This window comes from Streptomyces sp. Y7 (genome assembly GCF_043195415.1).
Taxonomy (GTDB): domain Bacteria; phylum Actinomycetota; class Actinomycetes; order Streptomycetales; family Streptomycetaceae; genus Streptomyces.
This window is the reverse complement of sequence record NZ_JBIDDQ010000002.1, coordinates 725,571-745,610: the sequence shown is the minus strand read 5'-3', so window position 1 is coordinate 745,610 and position 20,040 is coordinate 725,571. Positions and strand designations below refer to the sequence as shown.

Annotated in this window: 7 protein-coding genes; 3 read left to right on the top strand and 4 right to left on the bottom strand. The window is 74.4% G+C overall.

From position 1 onward, the window contains the following. Genes ACGFW6_RS09045 through ACGFW6_RS09030 form a run of 4 tightly spaced genes read right to left on the bottom strand, consistent with a single transcriptional unit; the run spans position 1 to position 3,284 of the window. Positions 1 to 639, bottom strand: a complete 639-nt coding sequence (locus ACGFW6_RS09045) for an ATP/GTP-binding protein (protein WP_393506228.1) — start codon at positions 637 to 639, stop codon at positions 1 to 3. After that, positions 611 to 973: a DUF742 domain-containing protein gene (locus ACGFW6_RS09040; protein ID WP_393506226.1), complete on the bottom strand. Its 363-nt coding sequence runs from the start codon at positions 971 to 973 to the stop codon at positions 611 to 613. Before ACGFW6_RS09040 ends, ACGFW6_RS09045 begins: the two co-directional genes overlap by 29 nt. Next, the gene (locus ACGFW6_RS09035) at positions 970 to 1,392 is read right to left on the bottom strand and encodes a roadblock/LC7 domain-containing protein (RefSeq protein ID WP_093744622.1); all 423 of its coding nucleotides are present in this window, start codon (positions 1,390 to 1,392) and stop codon (positions 970 to 972) included. Before ACGFW6_RS09035 ends, ACGFW6_RS09040 begins: the two co-directional genes overlap by 4 nt. Beyond that, on the bottom strand, positions 1,389 to 3,284 hold the full coding sequence (locus ACGFW6_RS09030; protein WP_393506224.1) for an ATP-binding protein: 1,896 nt from the start codon (positions 3,282 to 3,284) through the stop codon (positions 1,389 to 1,391). The genes ACGFW6_RS09035 and ACGFW6_RS09030 overlap by 4 nt, the downstream gene beginning before the upstream one ends. A 325-nt stretch (positions 3,285 to 3,609) precedes the next feature. On the opposite strand from ACGFW6_RS09030, the gene ACGFW6_RS09025 reads away from it, so the two are divergent. The 3 genes from ACGFW6_RS09025 (at position 3,610) to ACGFW6_RS09015 (ending at position 19,982) form a co-directional block, all read left to right on the top strand. Beyond that, a complete protein-coding gene (locus tag ACGFW6_RS09025) occupies positions 3,610 to 3,846 on the top strand; it encodes a hypothetical protein (protein WP_393506222.1) in 237 nt (78 codons plus the stop codon). Between the two features lie 405 nt (positions 3,847 to 4,251). Next, a complete protein-coding gene (locus tag ACGFW6_RS09020) occupies positions 4,252 to 6,000 on the top strand; it encodes a fatty acyl-AMP ligase (RefSeq protein WP_393506220.1) in 1,749 nt (582 codons plus the stop codon). Between the two features lie 344 nt (positions 6,001 to 6,344). Further along, positions 6,345 to 19,982, top strand: coding sequence for an SDR family NAD(P)-dependent oxidoreductase (locus ACGFW6_RS09015; protein WP_393506218.1), 13,638 nt, complete (start codon positions 6,345 to 6,347; stop codon positions 19,980 to 19,982). The last annotated feature ends 58 nt before the right edge of the window (positions 19,983 to 20,040 follow it).

Below are 20,040 nucleotides of genomic sequence, written 5' to 3'. Positions count from 1 at the left end.
TCACCGGTCCTCGGGAGCGTGACGGTCGATCAGGTGCTGGACCAGCGCGAGCAGCGCGTCGACGGACGAGTCGGCGTCACGCGCGTCGCACGTCACCATCGGTGTGCCGGGCGCCAGGTCCAGGGCGGCGCGCAGCTGTTCCCCGGTGTGGTGCCGGGGCGCGTCGGGGAAGGCGTTGAAGGCGACCGCGTAGGGCAGCCCGGTTTCCTCCACCAGCCCCAGCACGTCGAACGACGCGTCGATGCGGCGGCTGTCGACCAGGACGAGCGCGCCCAGCGCCCCGTAGGCGATGTCGTCCCACAGCGCACGGAACCGCTCCTGCCCGGGCGTGCCGAACAGGTACAGCACGACCCCGCCCGGCAGGCTGATCCGGCCGAAGTCGACGGCGACCGTGGTCGTGGACTTGTCCCGCACCCCGGCCAGATCGTCCAGCGGCGCGGACGCCGCGCTGATCGGCTCCTCGGTGTGCAGCGGCCGGATCTCGGAGACGGACCCGATCAGGGTCGTCTTGCCCACGCCGAACGGGCCGGCGACGAGGATCTTGACCAGGTCGCGGGCGGTGTCGGGCAGGTGGACGTCCCCGGGGGCGACGGGGGCGTCACCGGTGACGCTAGGTGTGCTTGAGGGCGCGAAGGCCATCGGCCACTCTCTTCAGCAGGTCGGGGTCGAAGCGCTCGGCGGGCGGGATCGGCGCGCGGGACGAGGCCAGTTCACGGTCGATGAGCTCGCCCGCGAGCACGCGTACGGCGGACACGGGCAGCCGCAGCAGGGCCGCCGCCTCCACCACCGTGAGCGATCCGTCGTCCAGCGCGTCCAGCAGGGCCAGTTGCGCCGCGGGCAGACCGGCGGGCGCGGCCGTGCGGGTGCTGGTGAGCACCGACAGCCGTTCCAGATGCGGGCGGCTGGGCCGGGCCACGCCGCCGGTCGACAGATACGCGGGAACCAGGGGGCGGCCGCCACGGCGGCCGGTCATGCCGACGCGCCGCCGTCGGCACCTCGGGGCGCGGCGGCCATCGCCTTCTCGCCCAGTCTCGCCACCTGTGAGTGCACCCGGTGCGCCAGCATGTCCAGGCGTACCTCACCGTCCCCGTACGCGGCGACACAGGAACCGTGGTCCGTCGGCACGATCAGCACGTAACCGTGGTCGGACTCGATCACGACCTGCCGCACCTCGGCCCGCTCCCGGTCGGCGAACGCGGCCGCCGCCGTACGGCACGCGCCCTGCACGGTGCTGGTGATCGCCGCCACCCGCTCGGCCGACGGCTGGGTGAGGGCGTCCGTGTACCCGGTCACCAGGCCGTCCCGCGTGAGCAGCACGGCGGCCACCACATGCGGCACCTCCAGGATCGGTTCGAGCACCCAGGCCGTGTCTCCCGCCTCGCGGCTGGTCATCGAGCCGTTCCCCCTTCATGGTCGTGATCGCGGTCGGTCTGATCGTGATCCGTCTGATCGTGGTCGGTCTGATCGGTGTCGTGTACACCGGCTCCGCCCCGCCGACGCTCCGCTCGCGCGGTCTCGCGTTCAGCGGCTTCCCGTGCAGAGGTTTCCCGTGCAGAGGTTTCCCGTTCGGCGGTCTGCTGTACGGCGGTGTCCGGTGAGGCGGTTTCCGGTACGGCGGCTTTCGGGACGGCGGCTGTCGGGACGGCAGCTTTCGGTACGGCAGCTTTCGGTACGGCCGTGGAGGCGTCGTCGCCGGTGGGATCACCGGTCGCCCTCCGCGCCGCCTCGGTGCCGGCCTGCAGCGCGCCCAGCGCGGCGGCCGCGCGCTCGGGACGGCGCTCCGCGGGTCTCGGCGCCGGCGTGTCCTCGGACACCGGGGTCATGCGTGTCCGGCGGCGCCGGCGTTGCGGCAGACCGCCGGAGTCCCGTGGACCGTGATGCCCGGACACGGCGTCGGTGGCGTCGTCGTGCTCGGCCCCGTATCCGTGGGCGGTGCCGGACGTGTCCGCGGACGGCGTCCGGGTGGCCGTGGCTCCGGGCGGCTCGGCGGGCCCGACCGTGGCCGGGCCGGCAGGCGTGATGGTGGCCGGCTCGGCGGGTGTGGCGGTGGCCGGCTCGGCGGGTGTGGCGGTGGGCGCGGCGGTGGGGGGCGCGGGGGTGGCCGGGCCGGTTCGGGTGGCCGGGGGTGCACCGTCGGACGCGGCCTGTCGCGCGGCGCGGGCGGTCTCCCGCCGTGGCTCGACCGGCTGCGCCGTCGCGTCCCGCGCGGCCGGACGCGTGGAGCGCGCCGCGCTGGCCGCGGGCGGGCGCTCCTCGGGGTCGATGTCGCTGAGCAGATGGCTTTCGACCCGCAGCACGGCGCGCACCCCGCCGTACGGCGACGGCGAGGACAGATCGACGGTCAGGTCGAACTGCCGGGTCAGCTGCCCGATCGCGGCGAGTCCCATCCGTGGCGGATCACCCAGCTCGGTCAGCAGGATCGGCTCGGAGCCGGCCACCAGCCGCTGTGCTCGGGCGCGTTCGTCCTGGGTCATGCCCAGGCCCGCGTCGTCCACGGTGACGCAGACGCCGTGATGGACGTGCTCCAGATTGACCTGGACGTCGGTGTCCGGCGCGGAGTGCCGCAGCGCGTTGTCGAGGAGTTCGGCGACGATGATCGCGACCGGCTCCACCGCGTGGGACACGAGCCCGGTGCCCGCGGCGAGGTGGTTGTGGATCCGGATCCGGTGGTAGCCCGCGAGCCGGGCCTGGCCGCCGGTGACCGCGTCGACGAGGTGCGACTCCTCGCGGGCGAGTCCGACCCAGGCCCCGCACACCACGGCGGCGACCTGTGCACGCCGCAACGACTGCTCGTTCTCGTGGTCGAGCCGGAACAGGGTCTGCGCCAACTCCGGGTCGTCGTAACTCTGCTGCAGTCCGCGCAGGGCGTCCTGGAGCCGGTACAGGGCCGCCTGGATCTCGCGCGTCGCCCCGCGCATTCCGGCCTGGGCCGCGGCGTCGATCCGGGTGCGCTGCGCGGCGAGTTCCCCGCGCAGCCCGTTCAGCACGTGCTCCAGCGCGGGTCCCAGCGGTGTCTCCGCGGTCTGCGGATGCAGCGGTCCCGGCACGGGGACGTGGAGATGCGTGAGCTGCTGGGCGGCGGCCGGGACGCGTCGCGTGGCCAGATGCTCGATCTCGGCCGTGAACGCCTGTACCGCGCCGTTGAGTTGGCGGCGCAGCGTCTCGATCTCGGCGCGCTGGCGCGCCTGTTGTCGCTGCGCCCGCAGGAGCCCGCCGCCCAAGGCGAGTGCGGACAGCATGCCGACGGCGAGACCGCCGGTCGCCAGGTCCGGTAATTCGATCATCGAAGGGGTTCCAGAGGTCGGTTCGGGGCAGTCGGGCAGGGCTGGTCCCGAGGGCCGTCGGGCGAGCCGCTCGCAGCACAGTACACACCGTCATCGACTGATCTCGCACGGTCGACGGGTACTTCGCTTCGAAAGTGCAGGGACTCTGCTCACTTCTGCGCGGACTGTCTGAATTGCCGTACGTAAGGCCGGAGTTGGCGTAGATCGACGATGCGGTGACGTGCCGGTCGCGGGATGCGGGAATGTCCGCTTCCGCGCTGTGTGCAGGGCGTGTCGGCGGGTACTCGGGCCGGGTCAGGAACGAGAACGCTGGGAGGAGGTCCGCATGGCAGGCGCTACGGAGGCCGGTGGTGTCACCGGTACTCAGGACAAGGACTACAACCTGATCTGGTACGTGGAGGCATGCCTGAACAACGCGCTGCGGCTGGAGACTTACATCGAGGACGCCGAGCGCGACAAGGACACCGAGGTGGCCGATCTGTTCCGCAAGGCCCAGGCGGACAGCCGTAAGGGAGCCGAACTGGGCAAGAAGCTGCTGCGCTCGCGACTGGGTGGCGGCTGAAGCGAGTTCTGAGCGGCGGCCGAAGCGAATCTCGCGCGGCAGCCGAGGCCGGCCCGCTCGCCCTGGCCGGACACCCGGAATGCCGGACGTGTCCGGGCTTTCGTCTGCGTGAACCACGGGAAACGCCCGGGATGCGAACCCTGCCGCGTCGACCCGCGTTCGATACGTAGGGTTTACTTGCGTTCGGCCCGTCGAACCGGCCGAGTTGCTAGGGTGCTACTCGCCGGTAGCAAGCCGGACGGGGGATGTCGGGTCGGGCGCGTCGGCGCCCTGACCCCTGAACGGGTCGTCGCGACGGAGGGTCGGCAAGGGGGCCGAACCGACCGAGGCGTCCGCACCCTTCCCGCACCTGGACCTCGAACTCCAGTTCGTCGCCCATCGATGCAGACAGGTGAGACTCGCAACATGGTTCGATCCCTGGTCGATCTGCTGTCCCAGCACGCCGCCCACCACCCCGACCGAACCGCCTACCGCTACCTCACGACCGGAGACCGCGACGGCGAGATCCAGGAGATGTCCTACGGCCGTCTCGTCGAGCGGTCCCGGGCCGTCGCCGCCTGGCTCCAGGAGCGCGGCCTGGCCGGCACCCGCGCCATGCTGCTGTACCCGCCCGGCCTGGACTTCATCTGCGGCTACCTCGGCTGCCTCGCGGCCGGAGTCGTCGCCGTGCCGGGTGTACCGCCGCAGGGCCGTGTACAGAACCACCGCGCCGTGACCCGGATGAAGCGGCTCATCGCCGACGCCGACGCCAAGGTGATCCTCGGCGGCCGCGAGGTGGTCTCCGCCCTGGCCGGGCTCGCGGAGCACCTGCCCGAGCTCGCCGACGTCACCTGCGTGGCCACCGAGGACATCCCCGACGAGGCGGCCGGGTCCTGGCGTGAGCCCGAACTCACCGCCGATTCCGTCGCGTTCCTCCAGTACACCTCCGGCTCCACCTCCGCCCCGCGCGGCGTGATGATCACCCACGGCAACCTGCTGGACAACGAGCGGGTCATCACCGAGCGCATGGGCCACACGCCGGAGGTCATCGCGGAGCACGGCCACGAGATGTTCGTCAGCTGGCTGCCGGTGTACCACGACATGGGCCTCATAGGCCCGGTCCTCAACACCGTGTATCTCGGCGTGACCGCCACCCTCTTCTCGCCGCTGCACTTCCTGCAGCGGCCCGAGCGATGGCTGCAGGCGATCAGCCACTACCGCCCGCACACCAGCGGCGGCCCCAACTTCGCGTACGAACTCTCCCTCAAGCACGCCACCCCCCAACTCCTCGACGAACTCGACCTCAGCAGTTGGAAGGTCGCCTTCAACGGCGCCGAACCGGTCCGTGCCGCCACCCTGCGGCGCTTCACCGACACCTTCGCCCAGGCCGGCTTCCGCCGCGAGGCCCACTACCCCTGCTACGGCCTCGCCGAGGCCACCCTGATGGTCACCGGCAGCACGGTCCACACCCCGCCGACGCTGCTCGAGGCGCCCGAAACCGGCCCGCACGCCGGTCAGTTCGACGCTGCAGCGGTCAGCTGCGGGCGGCCGGGGCCGGACGTCACCGTCGCCATCGCCGACCCCGAACGGGGCGAGGAGCTGCCCGACGGACGGACCGGTGAGATCTGGGTGCGCGGCGCAAGCGTCGCCAAGGGCTACTGGCGCAACGCGCTCGCCACCCGCGAGACCTTCCGCGCCACGCTGGCCGGTCACGAGGGCCGCTTCCTGCGCACCGGCGACCTCGGATTCCTACACGACGGCGAGTTGTTCGTCACCGGCCGCCTGAAGGACCTCCTCGTCATCGACGGCCGCAACCACTACCCGCAGGACCTGGAACTGACCGCCGAGATGGCCCACCCCGCGCTGCGCCCCGGGTGCACCGCGGCGTTCTCCGTCGACGGCGGCCACGGAGATGGCGGCGACGGCGGCGCGGGCGGCGAACAGGCCGTGCTCATCGCCGAGATCGCCCCGGACGCCGCCGCCGAGGCGGAGAAGATCATCGACGTCGTCCGCAGCGGCATCGGCGAGGCCCATGGCCTGCCCGTGCGCGATGTCGTCCTGGTCCGGCCGGGCACCATCCCCAAGACCTCCAGCGGCAAGATCCAGCGCCGCGCCTCCCGAGCGGCCTACCTGCAGGGCGCGCTCGCCCTGATCCCCGAGCCCACCGTGAGCTGAGCCCACGGCCCGCCGTGACCCGGCAACCGCCGTCCACGCCCTTCTCCGGCAATCGCCACCCGCCGTCACCCCGGCACCGCCACCGCCCCCGTCGTCACCCCGGCACCGGGAACTGCCGCCCGTCGTCACCCTGGCACCGGCCACCGTCGTCAGCCGGTCACCCGGCCGGGCGTGCGTCGGAACCAACCGCCCGGCGGCCGCCGGGCGGTCACCCGCCGGTCGCCGGCCGGTCGCCCGGCGGCGCAACCGCCGAACGGCGACCGCGGCGGTCGTACCCGCTCACGAGCTCCATGGGTCCCACAGCCGCCCCGCCCTCTGCCCGAATCCACGAGGACACCGTCTAGATGCCTGCGCACGAGTCCCCGAAGCAGCCCACCGAGCCCTCCCTGACCACTCCGGAGGCCGTGCGGGTCTGGCTGGAGTCGGCCGTCGCCGAGGCGGCAGGACCGGATGTGCCGACCGTCGACCCGGACCGGCCGATCGCCGAGTTCGGTCTGGGATCACGGCAGTTGGTCACCCTGGCGGCCGAGCTGTCCGCGGCGACCGGCCGGACCCCGGACCCGTCCCTGATCTTCAACCACCCCACCATCGCGGCACTCGCGCAGGCGGTGTTCGCCGACCCGCCCGCCCCCGCACTCGCTCCGCCCGCCGGGGCGCCCGGGCAGCTCGACGACGACATCGCCGTCATCTCCATGGCCTGCCGGCTCCCAGGCGGCGCGGACGACCCCGAGGGACTGTGGCGGCTGCTGGCCGCGGGCGAGGACGCCATCACCGAGGTGCCGGCGGGCCGTTGGGACACGCGGGAGCTGCACGACCCCGACCCCGGGGCCACCGGCAAGGCGTACTCCCTGCGCGGCGGCTACCTCTCCGGCATCGACCGGTTCGACGCCGCGTTCTTCGGGATCTCGCCGCGCGAGGCCGCCGCCATGGACCCCCAGCAGCGGCTGCTCCTGACGACCGGCTGGGAGGCCGTCGAGCGCGCCGGCATCCTCCCGGAGACGCTCCACGGCAGCTCCACGGGCGTCTACATCGGCCTGTACGACAGCGGCTACCTGGCCTCGGCCGCCCTGGACCAGCTCGACGGGCATGTCGGCACCGGCTCCGCCTCCAGCGTGGCGTCCGGCCGCATCGCCTACACCCTCGGCCTCCAGGGCCCGGCGGTCACCGTCGACACCGCCTGCTCGTCCTCCCTCGTCGCCCTGCATCTGGCGGCGCGGGCCCTTGCGGGCGGCGAGTGCGACCTGGCGCTGGCCGGCGGCGCGACGCTGCTGGTGACGCCACGCGGGCACGTCGAGTTCAGCAGGCTGCGCGGGCTGTCGCCGTCCGGGCGGTGCAGCCCTTTCTCCACGGACGCCGACGGCGTCGTGTGGGCCGAGGGCTGCGGCATGGTGCTGCTGAAGCGGCTGGCGGACGCACGCCGGGACGGTGACCGGGTCCTCGCGGTCGTCAAGGGCTCGGCCATCAACCAGGACGGCCGCAGTCAGGGCCTGAGCGCCCCCAACGGTCCGGCGCAGGAGCGCGTGCTGCGCGCCGCCCTCGACGCGGCCGGGCTCCAGCCGCACGACCTCGACCACATCGAGGCGCACGGCACCGGCACACCGCTCGGCGACCCCATCGAGGGCCGCGCCCTCGCCGCCGTCTTCGGCCCCGGCCGACCCGCAGAACGCCCGCTCGGCGTCGGCTCCCTCAAGTCCAACATCGGCCACACCCAGGCAGCCGCGGGCATCGCCGGTGTCATCAAGACCGTGCTGGCACTCCAGCACCAGCGGATACCGGCGTCCCTGCACGCCGCAACCCCGACCGAGCACATCGACTGGGCACAGGGCGGCCTGCGCGTACTGGCCGAGGCACGTGCCTGGGCGCGGGAGCCCGAGCGGACGCGGCGCGCCGGCGTCAGCGCCTTCGGGATCAGCGGCACCAACGCCCACGTGATCCTGGAGGAAGCCCCCGAGGACCGGCCCCGCACGGCCACGGACCTCCCCGGCACGACCCTGTTCCCGCTCTCGGCCCGTACCCGGTCCGCACTCCGTTCCCAGGCCGGCCGCCTGCTCACCGCCCTCGAACGGCGACCCGAGCTGCCCCTGCCGGCCGTGGCCGCGACGCTCGCCCACCACCGCACCCACTTCGAGCACCGGGCCGTCCTGCAGGCGGGCGACCGTGACGAACTGACCACCGCGCTGCGCGCACTCACCGAGGACCGGCCCGATCCCGACCGCACCGCCGGCCCCCGACAGAGCACCCCCACCGGCAAGGTGGCGTTCGTCTTCCCCGGCCAGGGCTCCCAGTGGCCCGGCATGGCCCGCGATCTGCTGGACCGCGACCCGGTGTTCGCCGACGAACTCGACCGCTGCGACGCCGCCCTGCGCCCGTTCACCGCATGGTCGGTGACGTCCGTGCTGCGCGGTGACGCGGGCGCCCCGGGCCTCGACCGCGTCGACGTCGTCCAGCCGGTGCTGTTCGCCGTGATGGTGTCGCTGGCCGCCGTGTGGCGCGCCCGTGGCGTACGGCCCGACGCCGTCGTCGGGCACAGCCAGGGCGAGGTCGCCGCCGCCTGCGTCGCCGGGGCGCTCAGCCTCAACGACGCCGCCGCGGTGGTCGCCCTGCGCAGCCGGGCCCTGACGGAGCTGTCCGGCACCGGCACCATGGCCGTCGTCGCCCTGCCGCACACCGACGTCGAGGCGCAACTCGCCGCCCACGACGGCAGGATCAGCGTGGCGGCCGTCAACAGCGGCCGTTCGACGGTGATCGCCGGTGCCGTGGACGCGGTGGAGGTCCTGCTCGCCGATCTCGACCGGCAGCAGGTCTTCGTGCGCCGCCTCGACGTCGACTACGCCTCCCACAGCACCCAGGTCGAGACCGTCCGCACCACGATCCTCGACGAACTCGACGGCGTCACCACCTACCCCACGTCCGTCGCCTGGTACTCCACGGTCACGGGCGCACCGGTCACCGGGGAACTCGAAGCCGACTACTGGTACACCAACCTGCGCGAACCCGTCCGCTTCGCGCCGACCGTCGAGCGCATGGTCGCCGACGGCTACCGCTGCTTCGTCGAACTCGCCCCGCACCCGTCGCTGCTCACCGCCCTGCGCACCGTCGACGAGGACCTGATCGCGGTGGGCTCGCTGCGCCGGGACGAGGACGGACCCGCCTGCCTGGACCGCGCCGCCGCCGAACTCCACGTCCACGGACGGCGGATCGACTGGCGCCGCCTCGTCCCGCCCACCCCGTGGGCCGACCTGCCGACGTACGCGTGGGACGAGCAGCGCCACTGGATCGAGGCCGCGGCCCCCGCCACCGCCCCCGGACTCTTCGACCGCGCCGAGCATCCCCTGCTCGGCATCCAGCTCCGGTCGGCGGACGAGACGCGCTGGACCTTCCGCGGCGAGTGGTCCCCGGCCACCGCCGACTGGCTGCCCGACCACACCGTCCTCGGGCGGACCGTGGTCTCGGGCACCACCCTGATGGAGCTGTGCCGCGCCGCGCTCGCCGTGGCCCGCCCCGACACCGCCGCCGACCTCACCGGCCTGCTGCTTTTGGCCCCCCTCACCCTGCCGGCCACCGGCACGGTCGAGGTGTCCGTCGAGGTGGTCACCGCGGGGCCCGCGCCGGAGATCACGGTCCACAGCCGCCCACGCGGCCAGGAGGCCACCGACTGGACCCTGCACGCCACCGCCACCGCCTCCGACCCGGCCGCCACCGCGGACGACCGGCCGCCGGCCTGGCCCGAGACGGCCGAACCGGCCTGGCACGACGACACCTACGAACGTCTCAGCCGCCTCGGCCTCGGCTACGGGCCCGCGTTCCAGGGCGTACGACAGGCCACCGCGACCGCCGACGGAACCGTGCTGGCGCGCCTCTCGCTGCCGGTCGCCGCCCGTGACACGGCCGACCCCTATCCGGTGCACCCGGCGCTGCTCGACGCCGCCCTCCAGGTGGCCGCCGCCTTCGACGCCTCCGGCCGACGCGTGCTGCTGCCGGTCGCCGTGGCCCGCTGTGTCCTGCCGCCCGGCGGCGCCACCGACCTGACGGTCGCCGTACGCCGGACGGACGGCTCCGCGCCGGACGCCACGGACGTCACCCTGGACGTCGCCCTGTGGGACGCCGACGGCTTCCCGGCCGGCCGCCTGGAGGGCGTACGCCTGCGGTCCGTCGACCCGGCCGACCTCGACACCGGGTCGGAGAACGGGCGCCACCTGTACGAGGTGGCGTGGACGGCCGTGCCGGACGAGCCCGCGGCCTCACCGGCCGCAGGAATGTGGGCGGTCGTGGGGGAGGGGGAGGACGCGGCAGCGGCCGTGGCAGGGCTGCGCGCGGCAGGCGTCCGGGTCGGAGACGAGGGTGCCGACACGGTCGTACGGTTCTGGCCTTCCGCGCACGCCGAACCAGCGGACGCGGCACACGAGACGGCGACCCGGGCCCTCGCCGAACTGCAGGCGCTGATCGCCCTCCCGCCGGACGAGGCACCTGCGCGGACCCTCTGGGTGACCCGCGGTGCGGTGGCCGCCGCCGACGGGGACACGGTTCCCGGGCTCGCCCAGTCGGTGCTGTGGGGGCTGGCCCGCAGTGCCCGGAGCGAGCACCCGGACCTCGGGCTGGCCCTGCTCGACCTCGACGGCGGCGAACCGCCGCTCCTCGCCGCCGTGGCGCGCGGTGACGAACCCGAACTGGCCGTCCGGGACGGTCAGTTGCTCGCCCCGCGCCTGATACGCGCCCGTCCTGTGCCACCCGAGAGCCCCTCAGGGTCGCGTATCCCCACCGAGGGGACCGTGCTCGTCACCGGTGGCCTCGGCGCGGTCGGCCGCCACCTCGCCCGGCTGCTCGCCGAACACGGTGTCCCCCGGCTTCTGCTGACGTCCCGTCAGGGTGTCGACGACCCGCGAGCCGCCGAGGCCGCCGCCGAACTCACGGCACTCGGCGCGGAGGTCGAGGTCGCCGCGTGCGATGTTGCCGACGCGGCGGCCCTGGCGGACGTACTGGACCGCGTCGGCGCCGAGGCACCCCTGCGCGGCGTCGTGCACTGCGCGGGAACCCTCGACGACGGCGTGGTCGCCGAGCTGCGGCCCGACCGCCTCGCGCACGTGCTGCGTCCCAAGGTCGACGGCGCCACCCACCTGCACCGGCTCACCGCGGACCGGCCGCTCGACCTCTTCCTGCTGGTCTCCTCCGCGGCCGGCGTCGTCGGCAACGCGGGCCAGGCCAACTACGCCGCCGCCAACGTCTTCCTGGACCAGCTGGCCCACCACCGCCGCGCCCTCGGCCTGCCCGCGGTCTCGGTCTCCTTCGGGGCCTGGGCGGGGCAAGGGCTCGCCGCCGAGCACGCCGACCTGGAGCGGATGGCCCGCCTCGGCCACCGGGCCCTCACCCCCGAGCAGGGCCGCGACCTGACCGCGCTGTGCCTGCGCCGCGACGCCGCCCATCTGGTCGCCTGGGCGCTGGACCTGCCCCGGCTGCGGGCCGCCGCACCCTCCGGGCCGCTGTGGCGCACCCTGCTCCCCCCGGCGCACCCCGCCCGGCCCGGCACCCACACCCTCGCCGACCGGCTCGCCCGGCTGCCGGAGGCCGAACGGGCCCCGCGCGTCCTCGCCCTGGTGCGGGAGGAGGCCTCGCGCGCGCTCGGCCTGCGCTCGCCGGAGTCCGTCCGCCCCGACCAGCCGCTGCGCGACCTCGGCATGGACTCGGTCACGGCCGTCGAGCTGCGCAACCGCATCAGCGCCCGCCTCGGCACCAAGCTCCCCGCCACGCTGCTCTTCGACCACCCCACGCCGGACCGCCTGGCCGCACACCTGCTGGCCGACGTGCCGGCGACGACGCGGCGCACCGGCCGCAGGGCCGGACCCCCGGCCACGGCCTCCTCGGACGAACCCGTCGCCCTCGTCGCCATGGCCTGCCGGCTGCCCGGCGGCGTCGACGACCCCGACGACCTGTGGCGCCTGGTCGCCGAGGGCCGGGACGCGGTCGGACCCTTCCCCGCGGCGCGCTGGGACGTCGAGTCGCTGTACGACCCGGATCCGGACGCGCTCGGCAAGTCCTACGCCCGCGAGGGCGGATTCCTCGACGACATCGAGTCCTTCGACGCCGGCTTCTTCGGCATCACCCCGCGAGAAGCGGCCGCCATGGACCCGCAGCAGCGCCTGCTGCTGGAGACGGCCTGGGAGTCCCTGGAACGCGCCGGGACCGTGCCGGCCGACCTGGCGGGCAGCACCACCGGTGTGTACGTCGGCATGTTCGGCAGCGACTATCTGTCCGGCACCCGGCTCGACCAGCTCGACGGATACGTCGGCACCGGCTCCGCCCTGAGCGTGGCCTCGGGGCGGCTCGCCTACACGCTCGGACTGAACGGGCCCGCGCTCACCGTGGACACCGCCTGCTCGTCGTCGCTGGTCGCCGTCCATCTGGCGGCACAGGCGCTGCGCGCGGGCGAGTGCGATCTGGCGCTCGCCGGCGGGGTCACGCTGATGGTCACGCCGCAGACCTTCGTCGAGTTCAGCCGGCTGCGGGGGCTGTCACCGACCGGACGCTGCCGTTCCTTCTCCGACGCCGCCGACGGGGCCGTCTGGGCCGAGGGTGCCGGGATGGTCGTACTGAAGCGGCTGAGCGACGCCCGGCGGGACGGCGACCCGGTCCTGGCCGTCCTGCGCGGCACCGCCGTCAACCAGGACGGCCGCAGCCAGGGCCTGTCCGCGCCGAACGGGCCCGCGCAGGAGCAGGTGATCCGGCGCGCCCTGGAGCGGTCCGGGCTGCGGCCCGACGACGTCGACTTCGTCGAGGCGCACGGCACGGGCACGACCCTCGGCGACCCGATCGAGGCGAACGCCCTCACCGAGGTCTTCGGAGCCTCGCGTGCCCAGGGACGCCCGCTGTACCTCGGCTCGCTGAAGTCCAACGTCGGGCACACCCAGGCGGCTTCGGGCGTGCTCGGGCTCATCAAGGTCGTGCAGTCCCTGCGCCATCAGACCCTGCCGCGCACCCTGCACGCCGACACCCCCAGCCGCCATGTCGACTGGGCGGACAGCGGACTGCATCTGCTGCGGGAGCAGGTCGCCTGGCCGGCCTCCGCGGAACGCACCCGGCGCGCGGGCGTGAGCGCGTTCGGGATCAGCGGCACCAACGCCCACGTGATCGTGGAAGAGGCCGCACCCGCGGCCGCACCGTCCGACGCCGAACCTCCGCACGGAAAGCACCTGTTCGTTCTCTCCGGCCGAGGTGAGGCCGGCCTGCGCGGACAGGCCGCGGTACTCGCCCGTGAACTCACCGCCGACGCGCCCGACATCGCGTACACGCTGGCCCGCCACCGCACTCACTTCGAGCGACGCGTGGCGGTCGTGGCCGAGGGCCGGGACGAACTGCGGTCCGTGCTCGCCGAGTTGGCGGCGGGCCGGATCACGCTGCCACCGTCCCGCGAGGAGCAGACGGGCAAGGTCGCCTTCGTCTACTCCGGACACGGTGGCCAGTGGCCCGGCATGGGGCTCGACCTGATGGGGGAATCGGAGGCGTTCCGTGAGGAACTGACACGGATCGACGAAGCCGTGCAGCGGCACGTCGGGTGGTCCGTGCTCAACGCCCTGCGGGCGCCGGAGGAGTTCTCCCCGCTGGAGCGCACCGAATACCTGCAGCCGGCCCTGTTCGCCGTGAACGCGGCGCTGACGGCCGCGTGGCGCTACCTCGGCGTCACCCCGGATGCCGTGACCGGGCACAGCCTGGGCGAGATCGCCGCCGCGTACAGCGCCGGCGCGCTCACCCTGGACGACGCCGTCGCCGTGGTGACCGGGCGGGCCCGGACGGTCGCACCCGTCGCGGGCAAGGGAGGCATGCTGGCCCTGGACCTGCCGCGCGCCCGGGTCGAGGAGCTCCTCGCCCCGTACGCCGGCCTGCTGTTCGTCGCCGCGGTCAACAGCCCGCACTCCACGGCGGTCTCGGGCGACGGCGAGGCCCTGGCCGATCTGCGCCGCGGCCTCGACGAGCAGGGCATCGCGGCCCGTTCGCTGTCGACGCCGTTCGCCTCGCACACCCCGCTGATGGCCCCGCTGCGCGACGCGCTGCTCGACCATCTCTCCGGCGTCCGCGGCACGCCCTCTCCGACCCCGCTGTACTCGACGGTGCTCGCCGAACCGGTGCCGGGCGACCGCCTGGACCCCGCCTACTGGTACGCCAACCTCAGCGAACCCGTGCGCTTCGCGGACACCGTCCGCCGCATGCTGGACGACGGCTACCGCTACTTCGTCGAACTCAGCCCGCACCCCTCGCTCGGCTCGTCCATCGAGGCGGTGGCCGCCGACGCCGGGGTCGACGCGGTGAGCGTCGGCTCGCTGCGCCGCCAGCGCGGCGGCAGGGACGTACTCCTCGGCAGGGTGGGGGAGTTGTACATGGCGGGCCACACGCCGAAGTGGCCGGCGCTGTTCCCGGCTGGCCGCCGCGTCGACCTGCCGACCTACGCCTTCGCCCGCGAACGGCACTGGCTGGCCCCCGCCCCGGCCACGGCGACCGGCGCCTCCCCGCTCCTCGGCACCCACGTCGAGGCGAGCGACGAAGCCGACCGGCACCTGTTCCAGAGCGTGGTGGACCTGCGCGACAGCCGCTTCGCCGAGCTGAGCGACCACCGTGTGAGCGGCGAGGTGTGGCTGCCCGGCGCCGCCTTCCTCGGCATGGCCCTGGAGGCCGCGTCCGCGGTACAGGACGGCGGCGACGTATGCCTCGCCGACGTCCGGTTCCTGCAGCCCCTGCGTCTGGACGAGACGCGGCCGACGCGGCTCCAACTGGTCCTGCTCCCGGCCGCCGACGGCGCACGGGACTTCGCCATCGCCTCGGCACCGGTCACCGGCGACCGGCCGGCGACCTGGCAACGCCACGTCACCGGACGCGTCACCGGCGGCCCCGCCGAGGCCGCCGCGGACCCGGGCGAGCCGCTGCCGGCGCTGCGGGAGCGCTGCACCGAGCCCGTTGATCTCCCGGCCCTCTACAGCGGGCTCGCCGCCCTCGGTATCGAGTACGGCCCCGCTTTCCGCGGCCTGGAGTCCGGCCACCGCAGCCGGTCCGCCGGCCTCGCCCGGCTCGCCGAGAAGCCCGCCGCCGGCCATCTGCTCCACCCGGCCGTCCTCGACGCCGCCTTCCACACGGCCGCGCTGCCCGGGGACGCGCCCCGGGGCAGGGCGTTCGTGCCCGCCGGCGTCGGGCGCCTGCGCCACACCGGAGTGCGCACCACCCCCGTGTGGGCGGCGTGCGAGCTGCGGTCCGTGTCGGGCGACGGGGCGACGCTGGACCTTCGCCTGTACGACGGCGACGACCGGCTCGTCCTGACGGCGCAGGAGTTCCGGCTGGCCGCGCTCTCCCCGCTGGACGGGGCGCTGTTCGAGACCCGCTGGCAACCGCGCCCGATCGCCGACGAACCGCCCGCGCAGGGGAGTTGGCTCATCCTCGCCGACGCCTCCGGCGCGGCGGCCGAACTGGTCGAGCGGCTGGGCACCTCGGTGCCGTACGTGATCGCCCGGCGCGGCGAGTCCTTCGCCGCCGAGGGCCCCGGGCGCTACGTCCTCGACCCCGCCGACCCCGGCCAGCTGGCCCGCCTGCTCGACGAGGCGTTCACGGGCGCACCGCCCGCGCGCGTCGTGCAGATGACCGCTTTGGACGCCCCCGCCGTCGAGGACGACCGCACCGCCGAGGAGGCGGCCCGGCTCTGCTGCCTGAGCACCCTGCACCTGGTCCGCACGCTCGCCGACCGCACGCGGGGCGCGGCACCCCGTCTCTTCGTCGTCGTGCGCGGCAGCCAGCCGGCCGGCGACAGCACCCAGGTGACGCACCCTCAGCAGGCACTCGGCTGGGGCTTCGGCCTCGCGGTGGCACAGGAGTACCCGGAGCTGCGGACCACCCTCGTCGACCTCCCGCCCACGGACGGCGCCGACGCCCTGTGGACCCAGCTCCGGCACGCGGACGACGAACGGCTCGTGGCGCTGCGCGGGACCGGGCGCCTGGTGCCCCGGCTCACCCGCACCCGCCCCGACGACGGCGGACACGGCACCACCTCCCCGGACGGCGTGTACCTGATCACCGGTGGCCTGGGCGGTCTCGGCCGCGTCGTCGCCGAGCGACTGGTCCGCCGGGGCGTACGGCGACTGGCGCTCATGAGCCGAGGGACGCCGGACGCCGAAGCGCGGGGCTGGATCCGGCAGCTGGAGGAGCGGGGCGTGCGCGTTCGTCTCGCCCGCGCGGACGTCGCCGACCGCGCCGGTCTGACGGCGGCCCTGGACGCCGTACGCCAGGAACTCGGCCCCGTCACCGGGGTCGTCCACGCGGCCGGTGTCCTGGACGACGCCACCATCGCCAACCTGACCGACGAACGCGTCCTGCGCGTCCTCGCCCCCAAGGTGCTGGGCACCGCCCTGCTCACCGAACTGACCCCGGCCGCGACGGACTTCGTCCTGTTCGCGTCGGCGGCCGGTCTCCTCGGCTCGCCCGGACAGAGCCCGTACTGCGCGGCCAACGCCTTCCTCGACGCCTGGGCCCACCACCTGTCCCGCACCGGCCGCCGGGCGCTCAGCCTGGACTGGGGAGCCTGGTCGGGCGTCGGCATGGTGTCCGAGTCCGGCACCCGCGAGGCCGGGACCAGCCGCTCCGGACTCGTCGCGTTCTCCGCACAGGACGGCGGCGAGCTCTTCGAGCGGGTCCTGACCACGGCCCGCCGCCAGCTCGCGCCCCTGGCCCTCGACTGGGAGATGCTGGCCCTCGACCCCGACGGCGCCCGCACCCGCCCGATCCTGGCCGGCCTGGTCACCGTCCCGACCGGCGCACCCGGCTCCGACGACCTGGTCAGGAAGGTGTTCGAGGCGGCGACGGACACCGAGCGGACCGTCCGCCTGGAGGCATACGTGCGTGCCAGGGTGGGCGAGGTCTCCGGCGGCGCCGTCCAGGTGTCCGCGACTACCGCCCTGAAGGAACTCGGCCTCGACTCCCTGATGCTGGTGCGTCTGCGCAACGCCTTCGCCCGCGAACTCGGCGTCGAACTGCCCGCCGCCACCGTCTTCTCGGCCGCCGACATCCGCGGCCTCGCCCAGGCACTCGGCACGGCACTGCCCGAGCGTCAGGCCGGGGCGCAGGACGAGCCGGAGCGCGTCACCGAGGTCCCGGAGACCGAGACGCACCCCGCCACCCGAGACGTCGTACGACTGCTGCGCAGCGCCCAGCCCGGCATGCCCGAGGCGGCCCACGCCGTCGGCCTCGCCGTGCGTCTGACCGCGCCGACCACCCGCGAGACGCTCACCGGCATCCTGACCCGCCTCACCGCACGGCACGCGGCCCTGCGCACCGCCGTCGTCCCCGCCGCCGAGGGCGGACGGCAGCTGCGGGTGGACCGCGCCCTGCCGGAACCGCCGCTGCGCTGGACGGTCGTCGCGGACGGCACCGACGTCGACGCCGCCACCGGGCTGCGCGCACTCCTGGAGCCGCCGTTCGACCTCGCCGCCCCGCCCCTGTGGCGGTTCGAACTGCTCGACGGCGGCGAGCGCGGGCAGATCCTCCTCTACGGCGCCCACCATGCCGTCAGCGACCTGCAGTCGCTGCTGCTGGTGGCCGGCGAGATCGACGCCGAGCTGTCCGGTGCCACGCTCGACGGCACCGTCACCAACCGGGACGTCCACCTGCTGATCGAGGCCCAGCGAACCGACGGAGGGGCGGACGCGAGCACCGACTGGCGTGCCGCCTTCCAGGACAGCGCACGCCTCGACCTGACCCTGAGCCGACCGCGCCCGCAGACCCGTACGTACCGCGCAGGCAGCGTCACCGTCCCCCTCCCCGACGGGCTCATGGAACGGATCTCGGCCGCCGCGAGCCGCCTCGCCGTCACGCCCGCCGCGTTCTGCCTGGGCACCCTGACCGTCCTGCTGGCCAGGAAGCGCGAGCGTGAACGGTTCGTCCTCGCCGTGCCCGTGGACACCCGCATCCACGCCGACGCCTACGACGCGCTCGGTTTCTACGGCGTGCCCGTGCCCTTCCCCGCCGAGGCGAACGCGCGGGAGCGGATCGAGGACGTGCTGCGCCGCACCGACGGACGTCTGGAGCGGGTGCTGACCAAGGGCGCGATGTTCACCGACGTCCTGCCGGTGCTGGCCCGAGGCGGCCTGTACCGGCCCGACGCACCCCTGGTGGAGGTGTACTTCAACTTCGTCCGCGCGGCCCGGGGGCTCACCGCCCTGGAGGTGCTGCCGGCCGGGACGGGCTACTCCGACCTCGACCTGATGATCACGATGACGCCGGACGCGGGCCGGATCCGCCTCGACCACAACCTCGACATCCTGGACGGGGCGACGGCCACCGCGCTGGGCGAGGAACTCCTGACGCTGCTCGCGGAGACGGCCGAGGACCCCTCGGCCCCGGTACGCGCGGCGAGCCCGGCCACGGGGAACTCCTCGCTCGCCCTCGCCGCCACCTTCGCCCTCGGCAACCTGCCGCTGATGTGCGGGACGGCGCTGGACGCCTCGACGGGCGACGGCACGGCCACGACCGTCGCGGAGGCGCCGTACCACCACGTCCTGGCCGCCCTGCGCGACCCGTCCGGGGTGTTCGCCGACCCGGCCACGACCGCGGGCGTCGTCCTGCTGCGGGCGACGGACCTGGAACGCTTCGGCCCGCTCGACGACGAACTGCTGGCCGAACTGCGCACGGCCTACCCGGCCGCACTGCGCGCGGTCGCCGAGCAGTCCCGCAAGCCCCTCGTTGTCGGGTTCCTGCCCGCCGTTCGCACCGACGACCGGCTCACCGGGTGGGAACGGGAGGTCGCCGCCGAACTGGCCGACGTGCCCGGCATCGCCGTCCTCGGACCCGACCACTGGACTCGCCGCCACCCGGTCGAGGAGCCCTTCGACGAGCGCACCGACCACCTGGCCCACCTCCCGTTCACCCCGCACTTCCAGGCGGCCGTCGCCCTGCGACTCGCCGAGGTCGTCCAGGCCGTGCGCCGTCCGGTGCCGAAGGTGATCGCCGTCGACGGCGACGAGACCCTGTGGGGCGGCGTGGCCGGCGAGGCCGGCCCCGGGGCGGTGGATTTGACCGGATCGCGTGCCCTGCTGGCGCGCCGGATGCTCCAGTGGCGTTCGGCCGGCGCGCTGCTGGTGCTGGTCAGCAACAACGACGAGGACACCGTCCGCGCCGTACTGGAGCGCCCGGACTGCGTGCTGAAGGCGGAGCACTTCAGCGTGCTCTCGGCGGCCTGGGGCCCGAAACCGGCCCGCTTGGCCGAGGCGGCCCGCACGCTGAACCTCGGGCTGGACAGCTTCCTGTTCCTCGACGACAACCCGGCCGAGATCGCCAGGATGCGCGCCGCGCTGCCGCAGGTGCTGTCGGTGACCTGCCCGGCGACAGGCGAACTACCCGATTTCCTCGACCGGTTGTGGCCGCTGGTCCCGGCGGCGGCGACGGCCGAGGACGCGCTGCGGGCGGGGTTCTACGCACAGGAACGGCAACGGGACGCCGTCCGCGAACAGGCCGGTTTCGAGGAGTTCCTGGCCCAGCAGGAACTGGAGGTCGACGTCCGGCCCCTGTCCGACGCCGACGTGCAGCGCGCCGAGCAACTCGTGCGCCGCACCAACCAGTTCACCCTGCGTGCCCGCTCCGCCGACGGCACCGACGTCGCCCGGTGGCGCGAACACGGCGAGGTCTGGACGGCGTCGGCTCGCGACCGCTTCGGCGACTACGGGCAGATCGGCCTGCTCGCCGTGCGGCGCGAGGGCGACCAACTCGACGTCATGGCCTGGCTGATGAGCTGCCGCGCGCTCGGCCGCGGCGTCGAGGAACGGTTGCTGCAGTGGCTCGCCGACCGGGCCGAGGAACTGCGCTGCGTAAAGATCCGGCTGACCGCCGAACGCACCCCGCGCAACACCCCGGCCCGCCGGGTGCTGGCCGCACTGGGCGGCGGCGATCAGGACGACGACCACCTGGAGACGGTCGTCACGCCGGAGTATCTGCGGACCTTCCGCTCCTGGCAGCGGCAATGACGACTCCCCGACCGGCGGACAGCGGCGACGAAAGGGCAGGGCGACACGGTGAAGGGCT

What these genes read in the sequence shown, in the direction of transcription:
- ACGFW6_RS09045 (WP_393506228.1), bottom strand. Translation starts at nt 639, where the DNA reads ATGGCCTTCGCGCCCTCAAGCACACCTAGCGTCACCGGTGACGCCCCC.
- ACGFW6_RS09040 (WP_393506226.1), bottom strand. Translation starts at nt 973, where the DNA reads ATGACCGGCCGCCGTGGCGGCCGCCCCCTGGTTCCCGCGTATCTGTCG.
- ACGFW6_RS09035 (WP_093744622.1), bottom strand. Translation starts at nt 1,392, where the DNA reads ATGACCAGCCGCGAGGCGGGAGACACGGCCTGGGTGCTCGAACCGATC.
- ACGFW6_RS09030 (WP_393506224.1), bottom strand. Translation starts at nt 3,284, where the DNA reads ATGATCGAATTACCGGACCTGGCGACCGGCGGTCTCGCCGTCGGCATG.
- ACGFW6_RS09025 (WP_393506222.1), top strand. Translation starts at nt 3,610, where the DNA reads ATGGCAGGCGCTACGGAGGCCGGTGGTGTCACCGGTACTCAGGACAAG.
- ACGFW6_RS09020 (WP_393506220.1), top strand. Translation starts at nt 4,252, where the DNA reads ATGGTTCGATCCCTGGTCGATCTGCTGTCCCAGCACGCCGCCCACCAC.
- ACGFW6_RS09015 (WP_393506218.1), top strand. Translation starts at nt 6,345, where the DNA reads ATGCCTGCGCACGAGTCCCCGAAGCAGCCCACCGAGCCCTCCCTGACC.